General features: G+C 45.4%; 26 protein-coding genes. 8 read left to right on the plus strand and 18 right to left on the minus strand.

The features are described 5' to 3' along the window. The first annotated feature begins 200 nt into the window (after positions 1–200). Positions 201–1019, plus strand: coding sequence for an HNH endonuclease (locus Xsto_RS15820; RefSeq protein WP_099125670.1), 819 nt, complete (start codon positions 201–203; stop codon positions 1017–1019). Positions 1020–1115: 96 nt separating this feature from the next. On the opposite strand, the gene Xsto_RS15825 is transcribed toward Xsto_RS15820, so the two are convergent. The 18 genes from Xsto_RS15825 to Xsto_RS15910 form a co-directional block, all read right to left on the minus strand. After that, entirely contained in the window at positions 1116–2342 is a 1227-nt protein-coding gene (locus Xsto_RS15825; protein ID WP_099125671.1) for a beta-ketoacyl-ACP synthase, read from the minus strand. After that, positions 2339–3070 (minus strand): 3-ketoacyl-ACP reductase FabG2, encoded by a 732-nt coding sequence (locus Xsto_RS15830; protein ID WP_099125672.1) that lies wholly within the window; start codon positions 3068–3070, stop codon positions 2339–2341. Before Xsto_RS15830 ends, Xsto_RS15825 begins: the two co-directional genes overlap by 4 nt. Continuing rightward, positions 3067–3561 carry a hotdog family protein gene (locus tag Xsto_RS15835; protein ID WP_099109687.1) on the minus strand — a complete coding sequence of 165 codons (495 nt, stop codon included), beginning with the start codon at positions 3559–3561 and terminating at the stop codon, positions 3067–3069. The genes Xsto_RS15830 and Xsto_RS15835 overlap by 4 nt, the downstream gene beginning before the upstream one ends. Next, positions 3561–4727: a beta-ketoacyl-[acyl-carrier-protein] synthase family protein gene (locus tag Xsto_RS15840; protein WP_099125673.1), complete on the minus strand. Its 1167-nt coding sequence runs from the start codon at positions 4725–4727 to the stop codon at positions 3561–3563. The genes Xsto_RS15835 and Xsto_RS15840 overlap by 1 nt, the downstream gene beginning before the upstream one ends. A gap of 3 nt (positions 4728–4730) precedes the next feature. Further along, the gene (locus Xsto_RS15845) at positions 4731–5294 is read right to left on the minus strand and encodes a DUF3261 domain-containing protein (protein ID WP_099125674.1); all 564 of its coding nucleotides are present in this window, start codon (positions 5292–5294) and stop codon (positions 4731–4733) included. Beyond that, positions 5291–7615, minus strand: coding sequence for an MMPL family transporter (locus Xsto_RS15850; protein WP_099125675.1), 2325 nt, complete (start codon positions 7613–7615; stop codon positions 5291–5293). The genes Xsto_RS15845 and Xsto_RS15850 overlap by 4 nt, the downstream gene beginning before the upstream one ends. Next, positions 7587–8210, minus strand: a complete 624-nt coding sequence (locus Xsto_RS15855; RefSeq protein ID WP_099125676.1) for a LolA family protein — start codon at positions 8208–8210, stop codon at positions 7587–7589. Before Xsto_RS15855 ends, Xsto_RS15850 begins: the two co-directional genes overlap by 29 nt. Continuing rightward, positions 8207–8629 carry an acyl-CoA thioesterase gene (locus Xsto_RS15860; protein ID WP_099109692.1) on the minus strand — a complete coding sequence of 141 codons (423 nt, stop codon included), beginning with the start codon at positions 8627–8629 and terminating at the stop codon, positions 8207–8209. Before Xsto_RS15860 ends, Xsto_RS15855 begins: the two co-directional genes overlap by 4 nt. Before the next feature lie 3 nt (positions 8630–8632). Further along, a complete protein-coding gene (locus Xsto_RS15865; protein WP_099125677.1) occupies positions 8633–10360 on the minus strand; it encodes a glycosyltransferase family 2 protein in 1728 nt (575 codons plus the stop codon). Then, positions 10351–10710, minus strand: coding sequence for an ApeI family dehydratase (locus Xsto_RS15870; protein WP_099125678.1), 360 nt, complete (start codon positions 10708–10710; stop codon positions 10351–10353). The genes Xsto_RS15865 and Xsto_RS15870 overlap by 10 nt, the downstream gene beginning before the upstream one ends. Further along, the gene (locus tag Xsto_RS15875) at positions 10697–12064 is read right to left on the minus strand and encodes a class I adenylate-forming enzyme family protein (RefSeq protein WP_099125679.1); all 1368 of its coding nucleotides are present in this window, start codon (positions 12062–12064) and stop codon (positions 10697–10699) included. The genes Xsto_RS15870 and Xsto_RS15875 overlap by 14 nt, the downstream gene beginning before the upstream one ends. Continuing rightward, positions 12061–12612, minus strand: coding sequence for a COG4648 family protein (locus Xsto_RS15880; RefSeq protein ID WP_099125702.1), 552 nt, complete (start codon positions 12610–12612; stop codon positions 12061–12063). Before Xsto_RS15880 ends, Xsto_RS15875 begins: the two co-directional genes overlap by 4 nt. 91 nt (positions 12613–12703) lie before the next feature. Next, complete coding sequence (locus tag Xsto_RS15885) at positions 12704–12952, minus strand: acyl carrier protein (protein WP_099109696.1); 249 nt, start codon at positions 12950–12952, stop codon at positions 12704–12706. Positions 12953–12966: 14 nt separating this feature from the next. After that, positions 12967–13236 (minus strand): phosphopantetheine-binding protein, encoded by a 270-nt coding sequence (locus Xsto_RS15890; RefSeq protein ID WP_099109721.1) that lies wholly within the window; start codon positions 13234–13236, stop codon positions 12967–12969. Positions 13237–13266: 30 nt separating this feature from the next. Continuing rightward, positions 13267–14046: a lysophospholipid acyltransferase family protein gene (locus tag Xsto_RS15895; RefSeq protein ID WP_422646204.1), complete on the minus strand. Its 780-nt coding sequence runs from the start codon at positions 14044–14046 to the stop codon at positions 13267–13269. A 16-nt stretch (positions 14047–14062) separates the two neighbouring features. Next, the gene (locus Xsto_RS15900; protein WP_099125681.1) at positions 14063–14809 is read right to left on the minus strand and encodes a beta-ketoacyl synthase chain length factor; all 747 of its coding nucleotides are present in this window, start codon (positions 14807–14809) and stop codon (positions 14063–14065) included. 13 nt (positions 14810–14822) lie between these two features. After that, positions 14823–15896, minus strand: a complete 1074-nt coding sequence (locus Xsto_RS15905) for a methyltransferase (RefSeq protein WP_099125682.1) — start codon at positions 15894–15896, stop codon at positions 14823–14825. A 100-nt stretch (positions 15897–15996) separates the two neighbouring features. Further along, positions 15997–16389, minus strand: a complete 393-nt coding sequence (locus Xsto_RS15910) for a hypothetical protein (RefSeq protein WP_241537924.1) — start codon at positions 16387–16389, stop codon at positions 15997–15999. Between the two features lie 586 nt (positions 16390–16975). On the opposite strand from Xsto_RS15910, the gene atzF reads away from it, so the two are divergent. The 7 genes from atzF to Xsto_RS15945 all read left to right on the plus strand — a co-directional run bounded on the left by atzF (position 16976) and on the right by Xsto_RS15945 (position 25614). Further along, a complete protein-coding gene (gene atzF, locus Xsto_RS15915; RefSeq protein ID WP_099125683.1) occupies positions 16976–18778 on the plus strand; it encodes an allophanate hydrolase in 1803 nt (600 codons plus the stop codon). Further along, on the plus strand, positions 18771–22418 hold the full coding sequence (gene uca, locus Xsto_RS15920; RefSeq protein WP_099125684.1) for an urea carboxylase: 3648 nt from the start codon (positions 18771–18773) through the stop codon (positions 22416–22418). Before atzF ends, uca begins: the two co-directional genes overlap by 8 nt. A 107-nt stretch (positions 22419–22525) precedes the next feature. Further along, on the plus strand, positions 22526–22789 hold the full coding sequence (locus tag Xsto_RS15925) for an Ogr/Delta-like zinc finger protein (protein ID WP_099125685.1): 264 nt from the start codon (positions 22526–22528) through the stop codon (positions 22787–22789). A gap of 364 nt (positions 22790–23153) precedes the next feature. Then, complete coding sequence (locus tag Xsto_RS15930; RefSeq protein WP_099125703.1) at positions 23154–23630, plus strand: phage tail protein; 477 nt, start codon at positions 23154–23156, stop codon at positions 23628–23630. A gap of 19 nt (positions 23631–23649) precedes the next feature. Beyond that, the gene (locus Xsto_RS15935) at positions 23650–24765 is read left to right on the plus strand and encodes a DUF2586 domain-containing protein (protein WP_211284332.1); all 1116 of its coding nucleotides are present in this window, start codon (positions 23650–23652) and stop codon (positions 24763–24765) included. Continuing rightward, complete coding sequence (locus Xsto_RS15940; protein ID WP_099125687.1) at positions 24766–25221, plus strand: DUF2597 family protein; 456 nt, start codon at positions 24766–24768, stop codon at positions 25219–25221. Between the two features lie 123 nt (positions 25222–25344). Beyond that, complete coding sequence (locus Xsto_RS15945; RefSeq protein ID WP_099125688.1) at positions 25345–25614, plus strand: putative phage tail assembly chaperone; 270 nt, start codon at positions 25345–25347, stop codon at positions 25612–25614. The last annotated feature ends 1 nt before the right edge of the window (position 25615 follow it).

Below are 25615 nucleotides of genomic sequence, written 5' to 3' on the forward strand. Positions count from 1 at the left end.
TCTTGGCATGATGTTCTCAAGGTAACGGTTTTTTGGCGAAAACAAGGATACCAGATCATCATGCCGTTCCAATTCCCCTCACAAAACATCCACAGCCCCTAGTCTAATTATTATAAGAGATCATTAAAATTACTATGTGGCATATGCTATCCCGATTTTATAGCTCTTAAATTCGGTTGAAAATGTAATGAGATAACCCAATGAAAAAAATCAACGCACTTAAATCAGGTGATGAATTCAATAATAAACAAGTTTGTGAGATTTTTGGTTGCAGTCCACAAGGTGGAATGCGTCGATCACATGGAAAAAACACCTTAATACTTGTTTCTAATCACATAAAATCTATTTATGACGATAGGTGGGATGGAAATATTCTCCATTATACGGGTATGGGGTCTAAGGGTGATCAAAGCTTAACATTTAGCCAGAATAAGACTCTTTTTGAGTCTAAATATAATGGTGTAAAAATTCACTTGTTCGAGGTGTTTAAAGATAAAAAATACACTTATGTCGGGGAAGTTGAGTTAGCGGATGAGACATACACCGAGAAACAACCAGATATCGAAGGAAATGAGCGCTTAGTTTATGTATTCCCGATTAAATTAGTAACAGGAAAGCGTATTGTCTCAAAAGATGATATTTGCTCTATCTATGAGCATAAAATACGTAAGGCAAAAAAAATTAGTTTGGATGAGCTTCAAAAACGGGCTAAATACGCACGTAAGCTTCCGGGAAGTTCTACTCAAGTTTCTATTCGATATGAACGTAATGAATATGTAGCTGAATACGCGAAACGCATAGCCAAAGGTGTCTGTCAGCTTTGTTTAGTTCCTGCACCGTTTTGTAATTTACAAGGAGAGCCCTATTTAGAAACTCATCATATTGAATGGCTTTCAAAAGGGGGGTTAGACACGATAGAGAACACGGTTGCATTGTGTCCAAATTGCCATAAGAAGATGCATATTGTTGATGCGGATAAAGATAAGGAACTCCTTCGTCAAAGAGTTATTGAGCTGTAGTATTGTACTCTATATTTTGTGTTTAGTCTGTTTGGGGTAAAAACAAGAAGTGCCATTTTAGTTTCAATTCGACTCCTTGTTTTTCCATTTAAATCATCACCAACGCTTGATCACCAGTGAAGTATTAATCCCGCCGAAAGCAAAGTTATTGCTTTGGATAAACTCAGTCTGGATTGAACGCGGCTGGTGTATAATGTAATCCAGTTCACCGCAAGCCGGATCAACTTCATTAAGGTTGATGGTCGGTGCGAACCAGCCTTCATTCATCATTTCAATACTAAGCCATGCTTCCAGAGCGCCGCAGGCACCCAATGTGTGACCGAAATAGCTTTTCAGTGAGGAGATCGGCGTTCTGTTACCAAAGATGTTAGCAGTGGCCTGACTTTCCGCGACATCTCCACGCTCGGTTGCTGTACCGTGAGCGCTGATATAACCAATATCCACAGGTTGAAGCCTGGCTGATTTCAGCGCCATTTCCATACAGATTTGCATCGTTTCTGATTTTGGCTGGGTGATATGGGAGGCATCACAGTTAGTGGCAAACCCGATAATCTCACCGTAAATTTTGGCACCACGTGCTTTAGCATGTTCCAGTTCTTCGAGAATAAGGGTACCTGCGCCTTCGCCAATTACCAGACCGTCACGATTAGCATCAAATGGGGAAGGTGTTGTTTTTGGTTTGCTATTTTTCTGGCTGGTGGCGAATAGGGTATCAAATACAGCGGCTTCTGATGGACACAATTCTTCTGCACCACCAGCGACCATTACCGTCTGATAACCATTACGAATAGCTTCCCATGCATAACCGATAGCCTGACTGCCAGAGGTACAGGCGCTTGAGGTTGGAATAACTCTGCCACGTAGCCCGAAAAACAGACCGGTGTTGACCGCAGTAGTATGAGGCATCATCTGCACATAAGTTGTACCGGTAATATTATTGGTGTGTTTTTCGGTCAGCATGGTGGCGAATTCACTGACGGGTTTAGTACTGCCTGTTGAGGAACCATAAGCAATACCGGTCTCACCATTTGTCAGGATGGGATCGCCAATTAGCCCTGCCATTTCAAGTGCCAGTTCAGTTGCCCGAGTGGACATCAGTGAAACACGTCCCATAGAGCGGATACGTTTGCGGGTATAGTGCTCAGGCAAAGTAAAATCAGTCACGGGGGCTCCAAGATGAGTATTAAGCCCATCATATTCTGCCCATTCTGGCATTTGCTGCACTGCATTCACGCTGGATTTTAACCCAGAGGAGACCGATTGCCAGTCGTGCCCCAAAGCTGTGATCCCACCCATTCCTGTAATGACGACTCTGCGTGTCATAGCATTCCTCCGTTGACCGAAATTACCTGACGGGTGACGTAACCTGCAATATCAGACATTAAATAGCTGGCAAGCCCGGCAACTTCATCTGCTTGTCCCATACGTTTCATAGGGATCATATTCATAGCTTCTTTTAAAGCGATTTCTTCAATTTGGATCATATCGGTATCGATTAATCCTGGTGCAATACAGTTCACGGTGATTTTTCGTTTTGCCAGTTCGATGGCAAGCGCTTTAGTTGCGCCAATAATACCGGCCTTAGCAGCACTATAGTTGACTTGTCCACGGTTCCCCATCAAACCGGAAACGGATGACAACGTGATAATACGACCACCCTGACGTAGTCCAATCATTGGCATCACGCAGGGGTGTATCACGTTGTAAAAACCATCCAGATTAGTATGAATGACACCATCCCAGTCACTTCCGTCAAGCGCTGGAAATGCTCCATCTTTAGCGATACCAGCATTACAAACAATGCCGTAGTAAGCACCATGTACTTCGATATCTTTTTCTAATGTTGTACGGCAGGCATCGCGATCTGAGATATCAAAACTTAATATCCGTCCGTTGCCACCGTTAGCCTGAATCTGTTCCAGCGTTGCTTCTGCACCTTTCGCATCGCGGTGATAGTGAACAATAGTGGTGAACCCATCTGTTGCTAATTGGCAGGCGATTGCCCTGCCGATCCCTTTGCTGGCACCAGTGACTAAAACTGAACGCATTATACTGCTCCACCCCGTTTAAATAATTGTTTAAGTTCTTCTTTTTCTGGTTGATAGGTATTCAGTCGGCCTGTTACCAGTACGGTACCGTTACAGCTGACTTCACCTTCAAAACTACCGAATTTTTCATCCTGCAATAACAGATTCATTCGAATATCCAAAATACTGCCGTATGTGAACTCAGAAACCTGACTGCGCACTGCCCTACCGCCAAGCAGCATACCCAGAGATGAATCTTCTTCCTGCCGTTCTTTGCGATGCCAGCCAGACCAAACTCCGATAGTTTGTGCCATCATTTCAATGGCAAACCAGTTTGGCAGATTCTTTTCTGCGTTAAGGAAAGGTGCCAGTACGCCTTCATGGTTAACTGTTACCTGACAATGTACGCTTTCACTGGAAACACTTATAACCTTTTCCAACAACACCATCGGCGCTTCGTGGGGGATATAGTGATGGATAGGTAAATAAGAGTGAGCGGGTGAGTAGTCAGACATTATACAGCTCCCAGAATCAGACTGGTGTTATTTCCGCCAAAAGCAAAGGAGTTGGACATGACAACCGGTTTTTCTAACAGCACAGGTTGTGTCAGAAGGCCGCAGCTTGCCAACGAAGTATCTACTCCCGAACGGGAGAAATCCTGTGCTGGTAATGGTAATTTCCGGCTTAGCAACAACCAGCACAAACCAGCTTCACAGGCTCCTGCGGCACCGAGAGTATGGCCTGTCAAATGCTTGGTTGAACTGCATGGGGTACGCTCGCCAAAAAGCTGATTGATGATCAGTGATTCCATCTGGTCATTGAGTTTTGTTCCCGTTCCGTGCAGGTTGATATAGCCAATCTCTTGTGTGGAGAGTCCTGCATTACTCAATGCCATATTGATAGCTTCAGCGGCACCCTTTCCTTCAGGATGAGGGGCTGACATATGCCATGCATCACTAGATTCCCCTGCACCAAGCAGTGCTACGGAGTGGGCTTCCCGTGTCAGCAGTAGCAGGGTAGAGGCTTCGCCGATAGTGATGCCCTGACGATCCTGGCAAAAGGGTTCACACAATGTTTCCGAGAGAGCCTCAAGGCTATTGAAGCCGTTGATCGGCATACGGCTAAGGGTATCGGCACCTCCCACAATGGCCACATCTGCCATTCCCATCTCAATGAGACGCTGACCACTGATAATCGCCCGTGAACTGGATGAGCAGGCGGTGGAAATGGTAAAAGCCGGCCCTGTTAGTTCAAGGTAATTGGCAATAAATCGGGAAGGATCTCCCAGCTCCTGCTGATAATAGTGATAAGATTCATTGGGCTGTTGGTTAACTGTCCGGTTGACATGGGTATCACCTTCGTTAAGGCCGGAAGTACTGGTTCCCATAATGACGGCGATCCGATCCAGTCCATATTGCGCTATGGCTTTATCCACTTGGGGTTTTATCTGCATTAAGGCTGCCAGTAACAGCTGGTTGTTGCGGCTATTATGCTGATGCAAATGTGGGGGAATAGTAGGCAATTCAGCATCAACGCCTCCCAGACAGCAGGTTTTATCAGGCTGTAACCAGCCTGAGCGCGCATACATGCCGGGAGCGTGCCCGGAAACCAGATTCTGTGCAATGTCATCTACATTATTACCCAAGGCATTAAGCATGCCTACGGCAGAAATATAAATCATGTTTTACTCTTCTAAATGCTGAATGGCGATGTCATAACCAAAAATAAACTGCCGGACGTGTACCGGATACCGTCTGCCATTTTGGGTGTCATATTGAATTTCAGTAATTAAATGACCTTTATTATCATGTAATTGTCTGATGTTATCCGTGTCCTGTAGCGCCCATCCTTCAGGCAGGAGTGGAAGCCATGAATAAACCGGCCAGTAGCTGAGCATGATATCGGCCAGAACCTGACTGGCAGGCGGAATTTCCGGTAGTACCAGAGATTGTTCCGCATGGATGCCATTATGGTCGTAAGTCAGTTTGAACAGGCGAATACCCAGCGATGATAAGCCAGCCAGTGATAGCTGGTCTTCACTGGCGTTTAGCAGAACAATTAATGACTGTTGCTTGCCTTTCACTGTTGCGGTCAATAATTGTTGTTCATTGATGGCTGGCTTGATACCCGGTGCAGGCAATGAGACACGTACTCCCGGTTTCAGCCATGCTCTGGGGGAGCCATTCTCCGGTAAATTAGTACAGGCTGCCAGCAGACATACCAGTGGCAGGATAAATAATCGCATCATGCTTTTTTGTTCCTTTTGGGACGTTCAGGCATTGCCAGTGGTGAAAGTAAAAATGCCGTGAAAATTCCGCTACATAATACAATGCCAAAACTACTGATTGCCTGAGTACTGCTGAATACAAGCATGCCCAGAGTGAGCAGTGACGTGCACATTGCAACGGTGATTGCCAGTAGCGAAGTCAGTGGTGTACCACGAGGATTGCTGAAAAACAGGGTATAGTTAATACCGATCCCCAGAACCAGCACCAGTGCCAGTATTGAGAATAGATTGAGACTGTAGCCGCTGAAGCTGAGAACAGCCAGTGCGCAGCCGAGTGATAACAGAGATGGCAGGATACTGACTGCACCACGACGCAGGCCAAGCCTGATCATATAACTGACCCCGATTAAGATAATAGAACCCACCAGCAACCAGCCAAGTATGGTGCGATAAAACTGGAACATCTCATCGAATGCCAGTTTGCGATCGACCCAACTGATACCGGTTTGTTTCTCGGCTAACTGACGCATAAGAATACTGTCTTTCACACCTGTTACCGGAAGCAGAATCCCAGTCTGGCCGTTTGGCAATGTGATCCACATCAGGCGCCAGCCTTCGCTGACTACACTGTTTAGCCAGTCATCAGGCATAACAGTCATTGGGTCTAAATCCGGCTGTTTTACCGGCAGCCCTGTTTCTGTCAGATGTGCCATGATATTCGGAACAGCGGCTTTGAGTAGCTTCAGATCTTTCTGCTGTTGAGCAAGAGAAGATAGCGGCAGCCGTTGATAGTTTTCGAATGTACCGCGCTGTTTTTCCAGCTCCAGTAGGGGGATAAAATTTTCCAGACGTTGTAGTGTCTGTTCTGCGTTATCGCCATAAACAACAAACCATTTCTGATCACTCCTCTGGCCGGTCAGTTCGGCGATACGTTTTTCCTGTTGGTGAATATCCTGAGGTAGTGCTTGTAGCTGAGCGATATCATCATTGATGTGTAAACGCGAAATACCGATTAGAGCAAATAGCGTCAGAGTGACAGGTAGCCCGATGTAAAACAATTTGTTACGTCGCCACAAGGCCAGCCAGCGCATTAGCATGATCATTGCCGGGATTGGGCGAACAGGCAGATTCTTAGCCAATATGGGATACCAGCAGATCACTGTCAGGCAAGAAGCGGTCAAGCCCGCAGCAGCAAATACAGCGAGCTGACGTAAACCGGGGAAGGGAGCAAACATCATGATCAGATAAGCAATGACGGTTGTTGCCAGTGCCATTAGCAGAGCAGATAATACCTTGCACATACTTTGCCATGGTGTAACTTCTTGCCCGTGAACCATACGTTCAGTCAAATAATAAATCGCATAGTCGGCAGAAATACCGATGATACTGATGCTCATAACCAGTGTCATAAAGTGAAGTTCACCGAATATACCCAGTGTCACAACCGTGCCCGCCAATGCGCCCATACTGATAGAGAGAACACACAACAGCAGTGGCTTCAGGGAACGAAACACACTGTAAATCAGCAGTAGAACTCCCAGTACGGTTGCACTGCCCAGTGTGGAAATATCATGTTTTGCCTGCTGACTGGCATAATCACTGTAAAACAGAGTTCCCCTTGAGATCACTTTTGCATCAGGGAAACGAGCTTCCAATGATTGCTCCAGCTTACTCAGCTCAGTGACAGCCTGATGTGCCTGCTGCATATCAAACGAAGAGCCGTTCAGTTCAGCATGGAGTAGATACCAGATCCTTCCTGTACCGTCTTTGGCTGTCAGCCAGCCATGCTGTAGCCGTAACCGGCTGGATGTCTGCTGAAGAGCTAGCTGTGACCCCCTGACCAACATAAGTGGATCATTGCTGAGTTCTTGCCCGCTGACACCTGAGAAAGTTGAATAGACCTGAGACAAAATCCAGTTTGCCTGTTGAGTACCCCCGGATTGCAGCCGGTCACGGGTCGCAGGATCAAGCATGGCATTACGGTGCTTATAGTAAAAAGTACCCCATGCCTGTTGTTGTTCTGCATTTATCGGCCCTTTGACATGAGTCAGAAATGGTGTTTTTTCCAGCTGTTTCTGCCAATACTCAGCTGGTGCTTCATTCTCTTCCGTTCCGGGGCTGATCATCCATACCAACTGGCGATCAAGTCGCTGCATAAATTCATCTTTTAATGCCGGCGGCATGTCTCCGGCGCTTTGCGCAGGTAAGAGAGCCAGCACGCTGGTGGAAAGGCGCGATTGTGGTAGCAGGATCGCTGATGAAATCACGAGAATAGTGCATATCAGCAGCCAAAACAGTGCCAGCAGACGCGGATTAAAATTTGAAGCGTTGCTCTTCTTCATTACTCAGCATCTCTGGTGTTAAACGGTGTTTGGTAAAAAAGAGTTCAGTGCGATCCCCTTGTTTGTCGAGCAACAGAATCGAATTGAGATTGTCTTTACCTTTTAGGGTAATGATGGTGAACAGTTTATCCAAAGGGGAGGTTTTTGGTGTGAGTTCCAGTTGCCATGTTTCCTGTTTTAGTTCTTTGAACTCAATTTTAAAATTTTCTTCCAGTACAGCACGATCTGCCTGAAATAGCGCTCGCATCAGGTGGTTGAACTGAAACATCTGAGGATTTGAATCCGCAGTAATAACCTGAGGTGCTTGCCCTGCGATGGCCTGAACCATCCGGTTGTCATCCAGCACTAAGGTGAGAGGAAAAGGTTTTTGCTGATGCCACCAAAGTCCTTTATGTTGAGCAACCAGCATCTCACCGCTGGAATGCAGTGGCTGCGGCATTCCCTGAATATGGCGCTCTTGGGTGAACTCGGCCCGTACTACAGGTTGTGTAGAAAAGCGTTGTTGCAGTTTTTCAAGCGTGACGGCATGAGCACAGTTATTGATAGCTAGGCTATTAATAGATAATAGAAGTATTGCCAACCAGAACTTTCTCATGGTTTGACTCCCATACGCTCAAACAGAATATCCGGGCTGACAAAGGACATTTCCTGAGTTTTCTCTGCAACAGCCACCTGAATGGTGTAACCCGTCGTTGTTTTATTGCCGCTCTCAGCATCAAAAATTTGATAAACCAGCTTCAGACGGTTTTCAAACTCTTTAATGGTGGCTTGTACACGTATTTTCTGACCGAATTCTATTGGACGACGATATTTAATTTTTGCATCAACAACCGGCCAGACATAGCCTGATGCGATCATTTCACGGTAGCCATAATTGAGCTGTTCCATCAGTGCTTCACGAGCAATTTCAAAATAACGAAAATAATTACCGTGCCAGACTACGCCCATCGGGTCGGTGTCATGGAAGGGTACGGTTAATTCAACCTCGCTGCTAAAACGGGGCGCTGTCAGCATTCCTTACTCCTTGGCTTTATTTGTAGGTAATTGCCAAAAATCGAAAAAGTTAAACCAATCAAGCGGAGATAACAGAGCATAATGCTCGAGGCGAGAAGCATAGTGATCAACCGCTTGCTGTAATGCCTGCTCTCTCTGTTTACGTGGAAGCTCTAGTGGCTCGGCGAAAGGTTCACAATAAATTCTGAACCGATGATTTTGCTTAAGAGCAAACATCAGCAAAACTGGGCAGCGTAATACGGATGCCAGAATAAACGGCCCTTGGGGAAAAGGTGCTGAATCACCAAGAAACTGACTCCAGGTGACTCTATGCGTGCTGATACGGGATGGATTAACGGCTATGCGATCACCGACAATTGCCACCCATTCCCCGGCATCAATTTTTTCTTTCAGCGAGATAGCGGTATCTGCGCCTACATCCGTCACTGGCAATAAATTAATGCCCGCTTGTGGCGAGACTTCTTCAATAATTTGCTTAAAACGCTGGGCATGTTCAGTAAACACCAGAGCATTAATTGTCCTCTGTCCTGCATGCTGAGCCAGTGCCCGGCAAACTTCGATATCGCCCAGATGAGAAACCAGTAAAAGTTTTCCGCGAGAGTCGCCACCTAAAAGAATGTCCTCCGCGCCGTCGGCAAATTCGATATCTTTGCCCCATTTCAGATCACCGCGCCAGCTTGCTATTTTATCCAGCATGGCACCACCAAAGCGCAAATAATGACGGTAGCTGTTAAGCCCGGAAGGAATAGCAATCTTTTTGTGCTGCATGGTCTGTTTCAGACGGGTAAGGTATTGCTGTGATGCCTGACGCTGTAATCCGCCGGTTGCCCAGAAATAACCTACAACCGGATAAAGTAACCATTCAAATGGCTTGCGCCCGAGATGGCGGTAAACTGTCAGCATAAACTTCATGCCATACAAACCTTTACGCTCTTTAATATCAGACCAGTGACGGCGATTACCCCACCAGCAGCTAAGTAAAGAACGTTTACGCCATAATAAAGCAGGAAGGCGTGGCAACATGGAAAAAAACAGGCGGGTGTGCATCCACGAAATGCTGAGATTGTCGTGTAAAGCGTGAAAATGGGAGAGTCCATTTTCGGGATAAGTTACTTTTGTCGGGACAAATTCACTTTCCGTCCCCTGCCAGTACAGACGAACCATGATTTCAATATCAAAGTCCATCCTGCGGCCGATATTCTTTTTTGTCAGCAAGTTGATTGTGGCAACTAGTGGGTAGATACGAAAGCCGCACATGCTGTCTTTAATGGAAAGAGAAAGAGTTTCTACCCAGACCCAGAAATGCGTTATATAACGCCCGTAAAGCCGGGATTTGGGCACAGAGGTGTCATACTGTGGCAGGCCGGAAATCAGACGATCCGGATATTGCTGAGCTTTGGATAAAAAAAGCGGGATATCTTCAAGACAGTGCTGACCATCTGCATCAACCTGTAGAGCATGACTATAGCCAGCGTTTGCGGCTGCCCGCATTCCAGCAATCACAGCCCCACCTTTTCCCTGATTTTGTTCAAGGCGGATTAAGGTAACACCGGGGGTTACTGTGGCCAGATTTTCGAGGCAATGCTGTGTCGTTATATCGCTGCCATCATCAACGATAAAGCAGTGAAGCTGATAGTGTGATAACCGTTCCAAGACAGCGGACATCGTTGCCCCGTGGTTATAGCAGGGAATAATCACGCATGGCGTAATCGTGTTGACGCTCAGCGACATAATTTGATTTTCCCCTGACTTGCCGTTTTGCACTCGCCACTATCGGAGGATTCCACATCATACTGAAAAGTCAGTTGATGCTTAGTTTCTTCCCAGTGAATTTTTAGGCGTAGATTATCCTCGGGCTGTAAAGGTAACTGAAATTTTACCATCTCAATAGAAGCACAATTCCAGCCCGGAGCCAGCAAAGTCTGTGCATAATGCATAACCCAATCGATCTGTGCGACACCGGGTAAAAGTGCTTGAACGGAAAAGTGACCGCGAAACCAACTCAGGTCAGGATCTAAATACAGGCGAATAATGGCCTCGTTTTGAGTGGGTTGCTCAAGATGGGTTTCAATGGGTTTCATTAAATAGCTCCTGTAACTCAGGCCATGAACGTTTACTTTGAGCATTCAGGGGAATAGAGGTAGTTACTCGCCAGTAGCGAGGCAGTGCAACAGGTTCCAGCCAGGAAATGAGCTGACGGCGCCAATTTTGAGAGCACTTCCCGCTACCTTGTTGGAGGAAGTGCTGAAATGCTTCATCATCTAAAACAAGGACAGCCCCGATATAGTTGCGTTTTCCTCGATTGATGATCAGTGCTGCGGCATCAATAATCCCATCGATTGCACATAAACGACGCTCAATTTCAGACAGAGAAATACGTTTTTCTTCGATCTTAACTAAGCGATCACGACGCCCCTGAAGCGAGAAGTTCCCCTTTTCATCAAATAACAGTCGATCATCCAGAACCATTCCATCTGCGACAGAAAGTAGAGGGGAGTAAACGCGTAAGTTATTTTCCTTATCCTGCCGGAAAGAGACGCCAGCGAATGTCTTCCAGACTGCATGATCTTCCCGGCGAGCTCGCCAGGCTATAATGCCTGTTTCGGTACTGCCATAAATTTCATTTGGGATGGTCTTTAGCCATTGTGTGACCCGCTCTGCATCAGCAAAATTTAATGGCCCTCCGGCTGAAACTACGAAAGAGCAGTTTGGGGCAGGAAGAGTGTCATCTAATCGTTGTAGAAATGCCGGACTACTGATCAGAGCGTAACGTGTCAAAGAGGCCTGTGGATATTGGGTTAATTGTTCAGGAAATTCCACCATTTTACGCTCAAATGGCAAAGCAAGAGACATCGGTAGCCAGATTCGGAAAGTTAAGCCGTACAAATGCTGGTGGCTAACCGAAGCACGGATAACACAGGATTGCAGTCTATCCTGCCATAAAGAGGCCAGCCATTGGGTTTCGAGATCCATTACAGTTACAGGTTTGATGACCTGTTTAGGTACGCCGCTGGAGCCTGAAGTGAACATAACCAGTACTGCATCTGGGGATATATCAGGCAGTGTTGTTTCAGGGACAATATTGTCTTGTTGAGCTGAGAAAATAGGCCAGCATGGACAAGATAATTTTAGGGGCAGATCGGTCAGAACCCCATCAAAGCTGGATTGTTGTTCCTGTAACTGTGCTTCACGGCAGTGTCCCGGAATAACCGGTGTTTTTCCGGCATGCAGAGTAGCCAGCAAAGCAACACAGAAATGATAACTGTCATCAAAGCATAATGCCCAGCGAGATGCGGTATGGTTCCTCAGACGGTGACAGAGTATCGTGACTTCCTGTCGGAGTGTACTCAGTCTGATACAGTGATTGCCCCAGGTAATGAGCCTGTCAGAGGCATTACCTGCTGATAACCATTGGGATACAGGAAAGGTTTTCATCTCTTTTTCACACGTTGGCGTACCAGCCATTCAATAACGATAAGTAGCCCGATTAACAGGTAACTGACCATTCCATTCCATAGTGTCCACAGTGTCATATCGTTATACAGGCAAGTACCGAGAGCGATTGTGCCATTTAAAATAAAAAATAGGCACCAGATGTAAGTCACCTTGCGCGTATAGGTGATCCCCTCAGTTGGCAAATTCGGCTCTTTGAGCCGGGCCAGCCTTTCCACAACAGGAGGCCCGTAGTACAGAGAACCGCCAAAAAGGGTAAATAAAACGATATTCACGACAACTGGGTAGTACATCAAAAGTTGGTGGTCACGCAGGATAAAACTTGCCAAACCTAGTAAAATTCCGGCAATTGACAGTATCCAGCCCGTATTCCAATTTACGTTTTGCTGCTTATCCGCTTTTTTTCTGTCTATGGTTTTACGGCTTAGTAATAAGCGCAAAACGAAAAACAGGATGATAATGGGCAATATGATATTAAATTGTCGATAGCTGACCATCGCCCATACCAAAAATGGCCAAGCGATTAACATCACGGTATTGGCAATACGAAACAATAAAATCAACAGGTTCAATTAGCTACCCAGCATGTTCCTATATTTCAAAGTGTATGGATGAGAGAAATTATTCTTCCTGCAATAGCTGCTCGACTGCATCCACCACATCTTGAACGGTGCGGACAGATTTGAATGCTTCGGGTTTAATTTTACGCCCTGTCTTTTTCTGTAAATGAACAACCATATCAACTGCATCAATGCTGTCGAGTTCCAGATCTTCATAGAGGCGTGAATCAGGCGTGATATCTTCGGGAGAAAGCTCAAACAGTTTGACCAAAAGTTGTGAAACTTCCTGATAAATTTTTTGTTTTTCCATGAGTTCCTCTGCTGTTATCCCTGTTGTGACTGGATATAAGATGACAATGTAGCAACAGAAGAAAAGTGCTGACGCATATCTTCACTTTCGGCGGATAGAACAATGCCATAGCGGGTTTTAATCGCCAGACCTAACTCCAGCGCATCAATGGAGTCTAATCCCAGCCCGTCACCGAACAGAGGTGCTTCAGTTTCAATATCAGCAGGCGTGATATCTTCCAGATTCAGGGTGTCTATAATTAGTTGTTTTATTTCGATCTGTAAGTTTTGGTTTAGTTCTTGCATGTTTGATTCTTGCATTATTGTATCCAACATCTAGTAATTTGATGGTGTTAATAACTGTGTAAGTTGGCGATTGAGCTGGCGGGCAGCAATAGCGTATCCGCTCTCTGTATCGGCAGAAAAATCCTCATTGGCGAGTTGCTCACCAACGGTAATGGTATAAATCGGTTTTTTGGGCGGGATTTGATACCACTTACTTTTTTTATCCAGCATCTTTTGGCTGCATGTAATGTGTACAATCCGGACATCACATTCACAGCGGACCGCAATATTGGCAGCACCGCGCTGGAGTGAAATAGGATGACCGGGCGTTGTACGCGTTCCTTCCGGAAAAATCAAGATATTGCCACCGTTAGTCAGCCTTTCGCGGCAGGCAGGCAGCAAGGTTTCGGCATCACTGTTGATGAGATAGCGAGCAGAGCGAACCACACCACTGAGAAAAGGGTTACGTAGCAGTGCCGATTTGACGATGCAATCCACATCCGGCAGATTCGATGCCAAGATGACGTAATCCAACAAAGTAGGGTGATTGGCGACGATCAGACAGCCTTTATCTGTGCGCAGTTTATCTGCACCATTAAAGTGATAATCCAATACTCCCAGTTTTCTGGTCAAAAATAGGAACAGGCGAAAACAGGTTGAGATACTACGCCGTGCGATACGGAGCCGTTTCTCCGCGTTTCGCTGAAAAATCAATAGTAAATTAAACCAGATCAGAGAAAGTAATAACCCACCAATCCCAAACAGAGCAAAACAAAACCCTGTCATCAGCAGACGCCAGAGCCAGTTAGCCCGTTCAGTGATGCGGCCTATTATCTTTTCTTCCATGCTATTTGCTCCCGTTGCTCCCGTTGCTCCCGTTGCTCCAGTGCCATGCACAATGATCTCCAGCTACGGTAAAGTGCTGTTTTCCGTTTAACCAGCCGTGTAGAAACTGAAGGCTTTGGGGAAGGGAAGGCTCTGTCTCCGGTGACGGGTGCTTTTCACAATGTAAGCTCTTTCCTTGCTCAAAAAGCAACGCAACTGCGAATGGAAAGGTGGGAGTATTTTCATCTATTTCATTGTGGTAGAAATCGGGGATCTTGCCGTCAAAATCGACAAGTAACACTTTGTTGTAACCAGCATGATGCAGAGTCGCAACTTCAAATAACCCCTGCTGAAAACTGTCAATTCCGGCAGAAACTGAAGAAGAAACCAGCGGTGCCTTGGCAACAATAGTGAGATTCCCCACAGACGAATTATGAACTGACATGGCGAAGTTAGTCGGGGAAACAGGTTCGGTTTGTGCCAGATTCATCAGTATCTGATAATTGCGCTCCAGTTCACCATGGCGGCTGGTATAGACAATGGCATCCACTTTATTCCGGCGTAAAATGCTTAAACCACAATCTACAGCTAGGCGGCTGCCCGAATTGAGACGGCGGGCTGTCATCATCGGGAGCTGAGAGCATTTTGCTAGAGAGTGTGAGCCATCTATGGCAGCAGGTGAAATGGCAGACCATTTTTCCCATTCTTCAGGAACAGAAAGGCCCGGAGCTACGGCTTGCCAATCTGTAATATCCAATGTCAATTTCATGAAATACCGTCAATTATTTTTTCTTGCAAACCAGTAGCGTATGCCCAAGTCCTAACTGATTAATTTTATTTTCTACTACAAATCCGGCTTTATCGAGGAATTGATTAAAATTGTCCATACTATAAAAACGGCTATTGCCATTTGCCATGCAGGTAAAATAAAGCGAAGTTGCATTGAGGCTATAAGCAGCCGCTTCAAATGGTTGACAGTCCCAGAATAATTCCATGATGCATACTCTGGCACCTGGTTTCATTGATGCAGCGATCTTACGTAAAATATCAACAATCTGTGTTTCGGAAAAACAGTCGAGGAACTGACTCATCCACCAAATATCGGCATCTTTAGGTAATTCACAATCCGACAACATATCAACAGGATGGCCTGAAATACGTTCAGCCATTCCCTGACTGCGGATATTTTTTTCAGCCAGTTCAATTTGCTGGGGTAAATCCAGAATAGTGACGTTGACTTTACTGTCATATTGGCAGCAGCGCAATGCCCATTTTCCTGTATTTCCACCAACGTCATAAATCAATTTGGGGTTCAGAGAAAAAATGGCTTTTAATGCTGCATTGAAAGCAGAATCAGAGTAAAAATGGTCAAATGAAAACCAGCTTGTTTTGGCTGGTTCTGGTAGTTGGCTGAGTGCCGGATAAATTGTTGACCATTCACCAAATACTTTTAAACCGGCAGGCTTATTTTCTTGCAGCGATTCTTTCAGATGGAATAAGCCCTGATAACATACGTCCTGAGTAAAATCCATATTGACGCGAGTCATTTTGTCATGCAGCAAATAATGACCAATTTTACTGAGGAAATAACGATCATCGCGCTTAAGAATAATTCTGCCACTTAACCCCATATCCAATAAAACACCTACTCCATAGCTGTCTGATTTTGAACCACTACAGATTTCATCTTTTGTTGCTCCCTCTTTATGGTGTTTATCCAGAAAAGATAAGATACCAAAATCACGCAGGCAAATTGCCGTCTGAAATAGCATTGGTGCAAAAGCAATGCGCTGAGCTTCAGTAATTGCTTCAAACGCACTTAAATCATCTTTGTCGTAATTATGGGGAGTGGTCATATATCCGTATATCCAATGGGATAGTTAAACCCTAATTAAATTAGGGTTAATGTAATAATAGGGCTACGTTCGTGTGAAATACGCCAGTAACATGCAAAAATTATTGGTTGGCCATAGTAGCTAAACGCACTTGAATGTCATTATTCAATGTATTAGTCCACATATTATATTTACGGTGTATCTTCCCGTTTTTAGCCTTTAATCCTTTGCTGCTGACATAGTGAATAGAATAATTTTTATTCGTGTAAGTAATACGTATCTTAACTTCGTGCCCACGAGTATTCAGTAATCCGTCGATAACGCCCGGAGAAACTTCATTCATTATCCATTTACGTTTTTGCCCTGCCTCAAGGATCGCTTTTTTCACTGTAGGCAGTGAATTTTTTGTCACGATTGTTGTTTGTTGAGTATTAATTGGGGTTGTGCGGGCACAGCCGGCGAGCATAACGACACAGGCTAGGCTAACTAATATCTTGGATGTTGTTTTCATCATTTTTCTCTTTTGGGGTCGGGATGGGTCACAAGCAATATGTCTATTTTCGACGCTATATTAAATAAATAATTATGATATCGCTACACTTACTGCCCACCCTTAACGGAACAGTGACTTATTGAACATTAATTGACTCGTTGTTATTGCTATCATTTATAGATAGTTCGTTATAAAAGTTTGTTTGTAAAATAAAATTGTTTATATTTACCTATAATTTTGTAGTTTGACAGGTTAAGTAAAATATAAAAAATATACTGATATTTTAATAAAAAATTGGACGCAATTTATTCTATTTCTAATAATGGTTATTCATATTTATTCTCTATTTTTATTCAAGTGACTTATGATTTATTCATAAGGTGAATAATAATCACCATATTTATTCTTATTATTGTCACTCATTTTCTTATCGTTAACCGACTGAGTTAAAAATAAGCACCATTATTGTTCAATCTATGAACCATAATAGTGCAAACCATTATTCCTGATATTTTCCCCAACCTTAATCAATTGAAAAAAAGCATATTATTATCTTGGCATGCGTATTGCTGTGTAAATCCAACTATATCCACTGGAGTATCACAGCATGACAACAATGACTGGCTATACCTTAAAATACTGGCATGAGCGGATACGACACGATGTGGAGTCCGTTTTTGCTTTACTGCAACAGCATCTAGATTCCTTTTTACCTGATGATAATGCCTGGATTTATCTTGCAACGCCGGAACAGTTACAGGCTCAGATTGGTTTACTTTTACCTGCTTATCAGCGTAACCCCGACGAATTTCCTTTGTTCGGTATTCCTTTTGCAGTTAAGGATAATATTGATGTTGCTGACTGGCCGACAACCGCGGCCTGCCCAGCATTTGAATATATCGCAGATGAAGATGCGACAGCGGTTGCCAGACTAAAAGCGGCGGGAGCTATCATCGTTGGAAAAACGAATATGGATCAGTTTGCTACCGGATTAGTCGGCACTCGTTCACCTTATGGCGTCGTTAAAAACAGTTTCAATGATCGTTATATTAGCGGCGGCTCCAGTTCTGGCTCTGCTTCTGTCGTTGCCAGAGGATTAGTGCCATTCGCACTTGGAACGGATACCGCAGGTTCCGGACGGGTGCCTGCTGGCTTCAATAATATTGTGGGATTGAAACCAACAAAAGGCTGGTTTTCCGCCAAAGGTATTGTTCCTGCCTGTCGACTCAACGATACCTTATCTGTTTTTGCTCTGACGGTTGAAGATGCTTTCAGTGTTGCGGATATTGCCGGAGGATTCGACGAAAATGATGCTTATTCCTGCATAAATCCGGCATCTACACCCGCAACATTGCCGGATCACCCTCTATTTGCTATTCCTGCCAATCCTGTATTTTGTCATGACACGATTGCCGAATCCGCATGGCAGGAAGCTCTGCACGAGTTGCAAAATATGGGGGCCACTCTTCAGCCAATTGATTTCTTGGTATTCAACCAACTGGGTGAGCAACTTTATCAGGGAGCATGGGTTGCTGAGCGCACGACTGTTGTGAATGGCATGCTCAGTTTTCCTGCAATGATGGATCCAGAAGTGCGCCAGATTATTGACGGTGGTAAAAATTACAGCGCCGTCGATGCGTTTAATGCCGAATATCTGCGGGCAGAACTGGCGAGGAAGATCCAGCACATATTAGCCGGTTTTGATGCTCTCATTGTTCCCACTACACCGACAATCAGAACGATTGAAGAAATTAAAAGGGCGCCGATTCACTATAATTCTGAACTTGGCACTTATACCAATTTCACCAACCTTGCCAATCTTTCCGCACTTGCCTTGCCTGCACCGTTCCGAACTGATGGATTACCCGCAGGTATCACCTTACTTGCACCAGCCTGGCACGACCGGGCACTTGCATCATTTGGTCTGCGTTGGCAGCAGCATCTCGCATTACCACTTGGCTCCACCGGCCAATTACTTGATGGTGACGTGATGATGTTACCACCATCCGGGCAGCATATTCGTTTGGCGGTTGTCGGAGCCCATCTTCGGAGGATGCCTCTGAATGACCAATTAACCGAACGTAACGCCGTATTTGTTGAGACCACACAGACCGCGAGCTGTTACCGACTCTACAAACTAGCCAACACTCAGCCCCCTAAGCCCGGATTAGTGAGGGATGACACAGGTGCATCCATCAGTATTGAGCTTTGGGATATTCCACTGGCCTATTTTGGTGCATTCGTTGCTGAAATTCCGCCTCCGTTAGGCATCGGTTCACTGGAATTAGCCGATGGTCGCTGGATAAAAGGTTTTATCTGCGAACCGGTTGCTCTGAACGGTGCAACGGATATTACAGAGTTCGGTGGCTGGCGTAATTGGGTTATCAATCAGGAGAAAGACAATGTTTAAAACGGTATTGATTGCTAACCGCGGAGAAATTGCTTGCCGTGCTATCCGTACTCTGAAACGGCTCGGAATTGTCAGTGTGGCTGTGTATTCAGACGCAGATAAAAATTCACAACATGTTAAAGATGCTGATATCGCATTACCGATAAACGGGGAAAAAGCCAGTGAGAGTTATCTGTGTATCGATAAAATTATAAGTGCAGCACAACAGAGCCATGCGGAGGCGATCTGGCCGGGATATGGATTTTTGTCTGAATGCCTACCGTTTGCACAAGCGTGTGAAAAAGCGGGTATTGTCTTTGTTGGCCCGACATCACACCAGATTGGTGAATTTGGCCTGAAACACCGAGCGAGAGAACTGGCCGCAGAAGCAGGTGTACCGATGACACCGGGAACAGGGTTGCTCAATTCACTGGATGAAGCACTCAGTGCCGCTGAGACTATCGGTTATCCGGTTATGCTGAAAAGTACTGCCGGTGGTGGTGGGATTGGCCTCAGTTGTTGTTATGACGCAAATGCACTGAGTGAGGCATGGGAGAGTGTGCGCCATCTTGGTGAACAGTTTTTCAGTGATACCGGTGTTTTTCTGGAGCGGTGTATCAGGCAGGCCCGCCATCTTGAAGTGCAGATTTTCGGTGATGGTAAAGGAAATGTTGTGGCGCTGGGAGAGCGTGATTGCTCTTTGCAGCGCCGGAATCAAAAAGTCGTAGAAGAAGCTCCGGCACCTAATTTGCCGGAGCAGACCCGAACAGCGTTGCTGGATTCCGCAGTACAATTGGGCCGGTTGGTGAAGTATCGCAGCGCAGGTACGGTAGAGTACATTTACGATGTCGAACAGGATGAGTTCTACTTTCTTGAGGTTAATACCCGTCTGCAAGTCGAACATCCTGTGACGGAATGCGTAACCGGGCTTGACTTAGTGGAGTATATGCTGCGGGTTGCGGCTGAGCTACCCATTGACTGGGAGGATTTAAAGCGGGCACCAGTCGGAGCAGCGATTGAAGTGCGCCTGTATGCAGAAAATCCACTGAAAAACTTTCAGCCTGCTCCGGGAGTCCTGACGGAAGTTAAATTCCCTGAAGGCATACGTATCGATAGTGGTGTGCGCACGGGCAGTGAGGTTTCTGCATTTTATGATCCGATGATCGCTAAAATGATTGTTCATGCAGAAAATCGAGAAAAAGCACTGATTAAACTGCGTGAAGCACTGGATTCCTGTCAATTGCACGGCATTACAACTAATCTGGAATACCTGCGCCAAATCACAGCCAGTGAGCCATTCCAACAAGGACAAGCCTGGACCCGAATGCTTGATAGCTTTGAACCTCAGGCAAGAGCTATTGAGGTTCTGCGAGCGGGAACATGGAGCAGTGTTCAGGATTATCCCGGTCGGTCGGGGTATTGGGATATCGGTGTTCCACCATCCGGCCCGATGGATGACCTGGCTTTTCGGTTAGCGAACCGAATTGTCGGTAATCATGAATCGGCCGCCGGATTGGAGTTTACGCTGGAGGGGCCAACCTTACAGTTTCATTGTGACGCACTGATTGCGCTGACCGGCGCAGAGAGTACCGCATTATTAGACGGGACAAGCGTACCTTATTGGCAACCACTGAATATCAAAGCCGGGCAAATAATTGAGATAGGGCGGGCACAATCCGGCTGCCGTACATACCTTGCGGTCAGAAATGGCATTGATGTTCCCTGTTACCTTGGAAGTCGTTCTACCTTTGCTCTCGGACAATTTGGCGGACATGCTGGCCGTATCTTAAAAATTGCCGATATGCTTCCCATCTCACAGCCAGCCTTACCTGCCTGTACAACTCCCGCACCAATCAGCCTACCACAGGCACCGGAACCTGCCGCGATCCCCGTTTATGGCGATATATGGGAGATTGGCGTACTTTATGGGCCGCATGGTGCGCCTGATTTTTTCGCTCAGGATTATATAGATGAATTTTTCTCTGCCGAATGGCAGGTGCATTACAATTCAAACCGTCTGGGTGTACGGTTGATAGGCCCAAAACCTGTCTGGGCGCGTCCTGATGGTGGTGAAGCGGGTTTGCATCCTTCAAATATTCATGACTGTGAGTACGCCATTGGTTCTATCAATTTTACGGGAGATTTTCCTGTCATCCTCACCCGTGACGGGCCTAGTCTCGGTGGCTTTGTTTGCCCTGTTACCATCGCCAAAGCTGAATTGTGGAAAGTCGGTCAGGTTAAGCCGGGAGATCGTATCCGTTTCCATCCCATCAGTATGGAAGAAGCGGTTACTCTGGAAGAGCAGCAAAATCGTCTTATTGCCACGTTGAGATCAACGTCGGAAGCCCCATTAAAACTAGAGCGAACATTACAGATAGCAGAAGAAGAACATTCTGGTGCCGTGCTGGCTGCGATTGCTGCCACGCATTCTGCTCCGGCGGTTGTTTATCGTCAGGCGGGAGATAACTATATTCTGATCGAATATGGTGAAAATATTCTGGATTTGGCATTACGCCTGCGGGTACATCTGTTGATGGAAAAACTACATGCTTTAGCTGAACCGGGAATTAAAGAAATTGCTCCGGGTGTCCGTTCTTTGCAAATCCGCTATGATAACCGGCAAATCGAACAGCAGAAACTCATCGCTTTGCTGCTCTCTTTGGAGAAACAGCTTGGCAATGTCAGCACCATGAAAGTGCCATCTCGCATTATCCATCTGCCGATGGCATTTGAAGACAGTGCAACACTGGGTGCCGTGAACCGTTATCAGAGCACGGTTAGATCCAGCGCTCCGTGGTTGCCGAATAACGTCGATTTTATTCAGCGTATTAACGGGCTGGCTGATCGTGAAGCCGTGCGCCGTATTCTATTTGATGCCAGTTACCTGATCCTCGGGTTGGGAGACGTGTATCTGGGTGCTCCGTGCGCTGCTCCCATTGATCCTCGCCATCGCCTGTTAAGCTCAAAATACAACCCGGCACGTACTTTTACCGCAGAAGGAACTGTCGGTATTGGCGGTACATATATGTGTATCTATGGCATGGATTCTCCCGGCGGTTATCAGCTGGTGGGACGAACCCTGCCGATTTGGAACAAATTTCTGAAAAATGAACAGTTCGAGGAAGATAAACCGTGGCTGTTGCGATTTTTTGATCAAATCCGTTTTTATCCTGTCACTGAAGCAGAATTAGAACAGTTACGGGAAGATTTTCAGGAGGGGCGTACTGCTATCCATATTGAAAATACACAGTTTGATTTTGCCGAACACCTGCACTTTCTGAAAGAAAATGCCGAAGATATTGCCTATTTCAAACTAAGACAGGCAGTGGCTTTTGAAACCGAGGTTATGCGCTGGCAACAGGAACAGCCGGAAGAAGAGAGTTCTGTTCAGGATGGAGAGGAACAGCCACAAGAAGAAGCGGATCTTAATGAGTATGGTTTGCAGATTAGTGCGGATATGAGCGGGAATATCTGGAAAGTATTGGTCAAATCAGGCGATGATGTGGAAGAAGGCCAGCCGCTGATTATTGTAGAAGCCATGAAGATGGAGCTGGCGATTCATGCGCCACAGGCGGGCCGGGTTACAAAGATTATCTGTCAGCCGGGTAGTGCCATTAGCCCCGGAGATGCGTTGTTGTGGTTGGGAGCGGGAGATAGCTGATGTATCAGTGATATCACATAGCTGTAATAAATAATAATACCCTCGTCTGAGGGTAAAATACGCCGCAAGTTAAAAGCTCTGAAAATAAATTCGTTGGGAATAAAAAAATGCGCGTATTAAAGATTATCTGCCCTGAATGTGGTGCTAAAGCCGCCATCAGCAAAACCAATCGGAAGCACCCTGAAATTGCCGATCTTTACTGTGCGTGTTCTGATATTGAATGTGGTCACCGGTTTGTCATGAATCTGACTTTTTCGCATACACTAAGTCCCAGTGCTAAAACTGGCGATAAGCTATTGCAGACAATTATTAACAATCTCAATCCACAGCAACGTTTAGCTGCGCTGGCATTTTTGCAAGAAAGTTGCTGAGAGCTTTTTTACCGAGATTGGTTATTCTTATCTCATAATTTACAAATCAATAAGCCAATAAGAGCCATCTGTTAGATTATCCTGACAGATGGCTTTTTGTTTTTATGGGGTTTTTAATTATTTGATTTAAATTATATTTCTATTTTATTCGGTTACTCAGTGATAGCCGAATGTATCCGAACTAAACCATTCGCAGCACTTCAATAAATTCGCAATAATGCCTGTGTTCAAACGGAAGAGAGTATGTGTACAAACACATCGGCAAGGGATTGCCACCCGTTTACGAATAGAAGCGGCTTTACTGCCCATTGTTTTTTTACCCGTAAAGAATGAAAGGATTGAAACTGATAGCGGTATGCATGAAATGAATAAATTACAGCAATTAACGACATTTTTACGGGAAAATTTGCCAGAACTCACAGGTAAAACGGAATTTACCAGTGAAATGGGAGAAATCCGCTTTATTCAGGCTCAACGGGATTTGGGGTTAGGGCAATACCAGATGTTTATCCAAAAGTATAAGGCAGTGATTAAATGGGCGAGCTTTCCTCACAAGGAATATGATCCCGGTTATATATCACTGCTAATCAATATCTGGCTGACAGAACAACATGGTGAATTTAGGGAAAACAATCAGGAACAGGAATATCCGACCATGACTGTCAAAGTGAACGGCGAAACAGCGGCTATTGTTGTGTCGTTATCACTATCAGAGCCTGTGGTTATACGTGAGGATAAAAACGGTATTGTCCCCTTTGATGGCAAACGCTGGCTGCTGACAACCCCTGAGATCTGGTTTGCTGAAAACGGTGTTGTTCATACACCGACATTAAGCGACTAAAACATAAATAAAGGAATAAATTATGTGGCCACATGTGCAGGTTAACCAGGTTAACCAATTGCAGGGCGAAACCAAGGAAATCGAACGAGTATTGCTCTTTGTTGGTACGGGAAAAACTAACACAGGCAAAACTATCGCAGTAAACACTCAAACGGATTTTGATTCCGTATTGGGCATGGCAGATTCTGCTCTGAAACGTAATGTACTGGCAGCGATGGCAAACGCAGGGCAAAACTGGTCCGGATACGTTCATATTTTGCCGGAATCGGCAGATGAGCTGGCTTTTGTTGAAGCCGTGACAGCATCACAACGTGTTGCCAGTATAGAAGGATATGTACTGACAATCGGGGCGAACAAAGCCATTATCAAGGCTGCTCAAACGTTGCGTGCAAACACCATCGCTAAGTTTGGTCGCTGGCAGTGGGCTATTCTGGCTGTTGAGGGAGCACAGTCGAAAGAAGTCTGGCCGGATTATGTTGCGCGTCTGGCGGAACTGCAAAAGGGGGAAGCTGTATCATCAATCCAATTAGTACCGTCTTTGTGGGGAAATGAAGCGGGAGTATTGGCTGGCCGTTTGTGTAACCGCGCTGTTACTGTGGCAGATAGCCCGGCACGAGTTCAGACAGGGCCATTGATGGATTTGGGAACAACCGATTTTCCGCTTGATGGAACAGGAAAACCGATTGACTTGGCAACACTACAAGCATTGGAAAAGCTGCGTTTCAGTGTGCCGATGTGGTATCCCGATTACGATGGTATGTATTGGTCAGATGGCCGCACATTGGATGTGGAAGGCGGTGACTATCAGAGCATCGAAAATCTGCGGGTTGTGGATAAAGTTGCGCGTCGTGTACGTTTGCAGGCTATCGCTAAAATTGCTGATCGCAGCCTGAACAGTACACCGGGCAGCATCGCGACACATCAGGCGTATTTCGCCCGTACTTTGCGTGAAATGTCCCGTAGTACGGAAATTAACGGTGTGACATTCCCGGGGGAAGTTAAATCACCTCAGGATGGTGACATTGTTATCACATGGCGCAATAAAAACACGGTTGAAATTTATATCACTATTCGCACTTATGAATGCCCGAAAGGGATCTCGGCGAGTTTGTTGCTGGATTTGGGAGGGAACTAAATGAGCCAGCGTATTTCCGGCCAGTCGGTCGATTTTAATATGGATGGTGATCTGGTTCATGCGGAAAAGGTCAACCTGTCTATCACTGACAATACTGCTGCGGCTCAGACTCAGGGCGTACCGGATGGTTATATCTCTGGTGATGTCACGGCTGAGGGTGAGATTGAACTCAGTACTAAGTATTTGGATATCGTGACTGCCAAAGCGCGTGCTGCCGGTTCATGGCGCGGAATTCAGCCTGTTGACCTAATGTGGTATGCCAAAGCAGGCCATGAGGAAATGAAGGTTGAAGCTTACGGTTGCAAACTGATTGTGAGCGATATTCTGGACGTTGACCCCAAAGGCGGCAGCGTAATGACACATAAAATTAAATTTGTTGTCACCTCACCGGACTTTGTACGTATTAATGGTATTCCATATCTGGAAGCAGAGCTAACCCGTAATCTGATCGGTTAAAAAAATTCACGGAAGGACATGGGGAATTTTTATTACATTAATGTAATAAGAAGACTCATTACATCAGGGACGATGTTTTTTTAATAATGTTATGAATGAATAAAACAAATAAGGAATTAAAAAATGAGTAAGGAAAATAAAATCATTACTTTGATGGTTGGTGGAAGTGAAATTAAATTTGAGCCAAATATTGTGGCTTATAATCACATGATTAATGATATGACAATGGATAATAAAATTGTACCTATTGTCACTTATTTGCGTCGTATTGTTCAACCTGCTTTTAAATCTGCACTTGATGAATTGTTGCAAATTCCGGGCGCAGCAATGCAGCTGGTGGAAAAAGTAAACTCTGAATATGCACCAAAACTGGAAATCGAAATAAAAAACTAAA

The sequence above is a fragment of the Xenorhabdus stockiae genome (genome assembly GCF_002632825.1).
GTDB classification, from domain to species: domain Bacteria; phylum Pseudomonadota; class Gammaproteobacteria; order Enterobacterales; family Enterobacteriaceae; genus Xenorhabdus; species Xenorhabdus stockiae.

What these genes read in the sequence shown, in the direction of transcription:
- Xsto_RS15820 (WP_099125670.1), top strand. Translation starts at nt 201, where the DNA reads ATGAAAAAAATCAACGCACTTAAATCAGGTGATGAATTCAATAATAAA.
- Xsto_RS15825 (WP_099125671.1), bottom strand. Translation starts at nt 2,342, where the DNA reads ATGACACGCAGAGTCGTCATTACAGGAATGGGTGGGATCACAGCTTTG.
- Xsto_RS15835 (WP_099109687.1), bottom strand. Translation starts at nt 3,561, where the DNA reads ATGTCTGACTACTCACCCGCTCACTCTTATTTACCTATCCATCACTAT.
- Xsto_RS15840 (WP_099125673.1), bottom strand. Translation starts at nt 4,727, where the DNA reads ATGATTTATATTTCTGCCGTAGGCATGCTTAATGCCTTGGGTAATAAT.
- Xsto_RS15845 (WP_099125674.1), bottom strand. Translation starts at nt 5,294, where the DNA reads ATGATGCGATTATTTATCCTGCCACTGGTATGTCTGCTGGCAGCCTGT.
- Xsto_RS15850 (WP_099125675.1), bottom strand. Translation starts at nt 7,615, where the DNA reads ATGAAGAAGAGCAACGCTTCAAATTTTAATCCGCGTCTGCTGGCACTG.
- Xsto_RS15855 (WP_099125676.1), bottom strand. Translation starts at nt 8,210, where the DNA reads ATGAGAAAGTTCTGGTTGGCAATACTTCTATTATCTATTAATAGCCTA.
- Xsto_RS15860 (WP_099109692.1), bottom strand. Translation starts at nt 8,629, where the DNA reads ATGCTGACAGCGCCCCGTTTTAGCAGCGAGGTTGAATTAACCGTACCC.
- Xsto_RS15865 (WP_099125677.1), bottom strand. Translation starts at nt 10,360, where the DNA reads ATGTCGCTGAGCGTCAACACGATTACGCCATGCGTGATTATTCCCTGC.
- Xsto_RS15870 (WP_099125678.1), bottom strand. Translation starts at nt 10,710, where the DNA reads ATGAAACCCATTGAAACCCATCTTGAGCAACCCACTCAAAACGAGGCC.
- Xsto_RS15875 (WP_099125679.1), bottom strand. Translation starts at nt 12,064, where the DNA reads ATGAAAACCTTTCCTGTATCCCAATGGTTATCAGCAGGTAATGCCTCT.
- Xsto_RS15880 (WP_099125702.1), bottom strand. Translation starts at nt 12,612, where the DNA reads ATGTTAATCGCTTGGCCATTTTTGGTATGGGCGATGGTCAGCTATCGA.
- Xsto_RS15885 (WP_099109696.1), bottom strand. Translation starts at nt 12,952, where the DNA reads ATGGAAAAACAAAAAATTTATCAGGAAGTTTCACAACTTTTGGTCAAA.
- Xsto_RS15890 (WP_099109721.1), bottom strand. Translation starts at nt 13,236, where the DNA reads ATGCAAGAACTAAACCAAAACTTACAGATCGAAATAAAACAACTAATT.
- Xsto_RS15900 (WP_099125681.1), bottom strand. Translation starts at nt 14,809, where the DNA reads ATGAAATTGACATTGGATATTACAGATTGGCAAGCCGTAGCTCCGGGC.
- Xsto_RS15905 (WP_099125682.1), bottom strand. Translation starts at nt 15,896, where the DNA reads ATGACCACTCCCCATAATTACGACAAAGATGATTTAAGTGCGTTTGAA.
- Xsto_RS15910 (WP_241537924.1), bottom strand. Translation starts at nt 16,389, where the DNA reads ATGATGAAAACAACATCCAAGATATTAGTTAGCCTAGCCTGTGTCGTT.
- atzF (WP_099125683.1), top strand. Translation starts at nt 16,976, where the DNA reads ATGACAACAATGACTGGCTATACCTTAAAATACTGGCATGAGCGGATA.
- uca (WP_099125684.1), top strand. Translation starts at nt 18,771, where the DNA reads ATGTTTAAAACGGTATTGATTGCTAACCGCGGAGAAATTGCTTGCCGT.
- Xsto_RS15925 (WP_099125685.1), top strand. Translation starts at nt 22,526, where the DNA reads ATGCGCGTATTAAAGATTATCTGCCCTGAATGTGGTGCTAAAGCCGCC.
- Xsto_RS15930 (WP_099125703.1), top strand. Translation starts at nt 23,154, where the DNA reads ATGAATAAATTACAGCAATTAACGACATTTTTACGGGAAAATTTGCCA.
- Xsto_RS15940 (WP_099125687.1), top strand. Translation starts at nt 24,766, where the DNA reads ATGAGCCAGCGTATTTCCGGCCAGTCGGTCGATTTTAATATGGATGGT.
- Xsto_RS15945 (WP_099125688.1), top strand. Translation starts at nt 25,345, where the DNA reads ATGAGTAAGGAAAATAAAATCATTACTTTGATGGTTGGTGGAAGTGAA.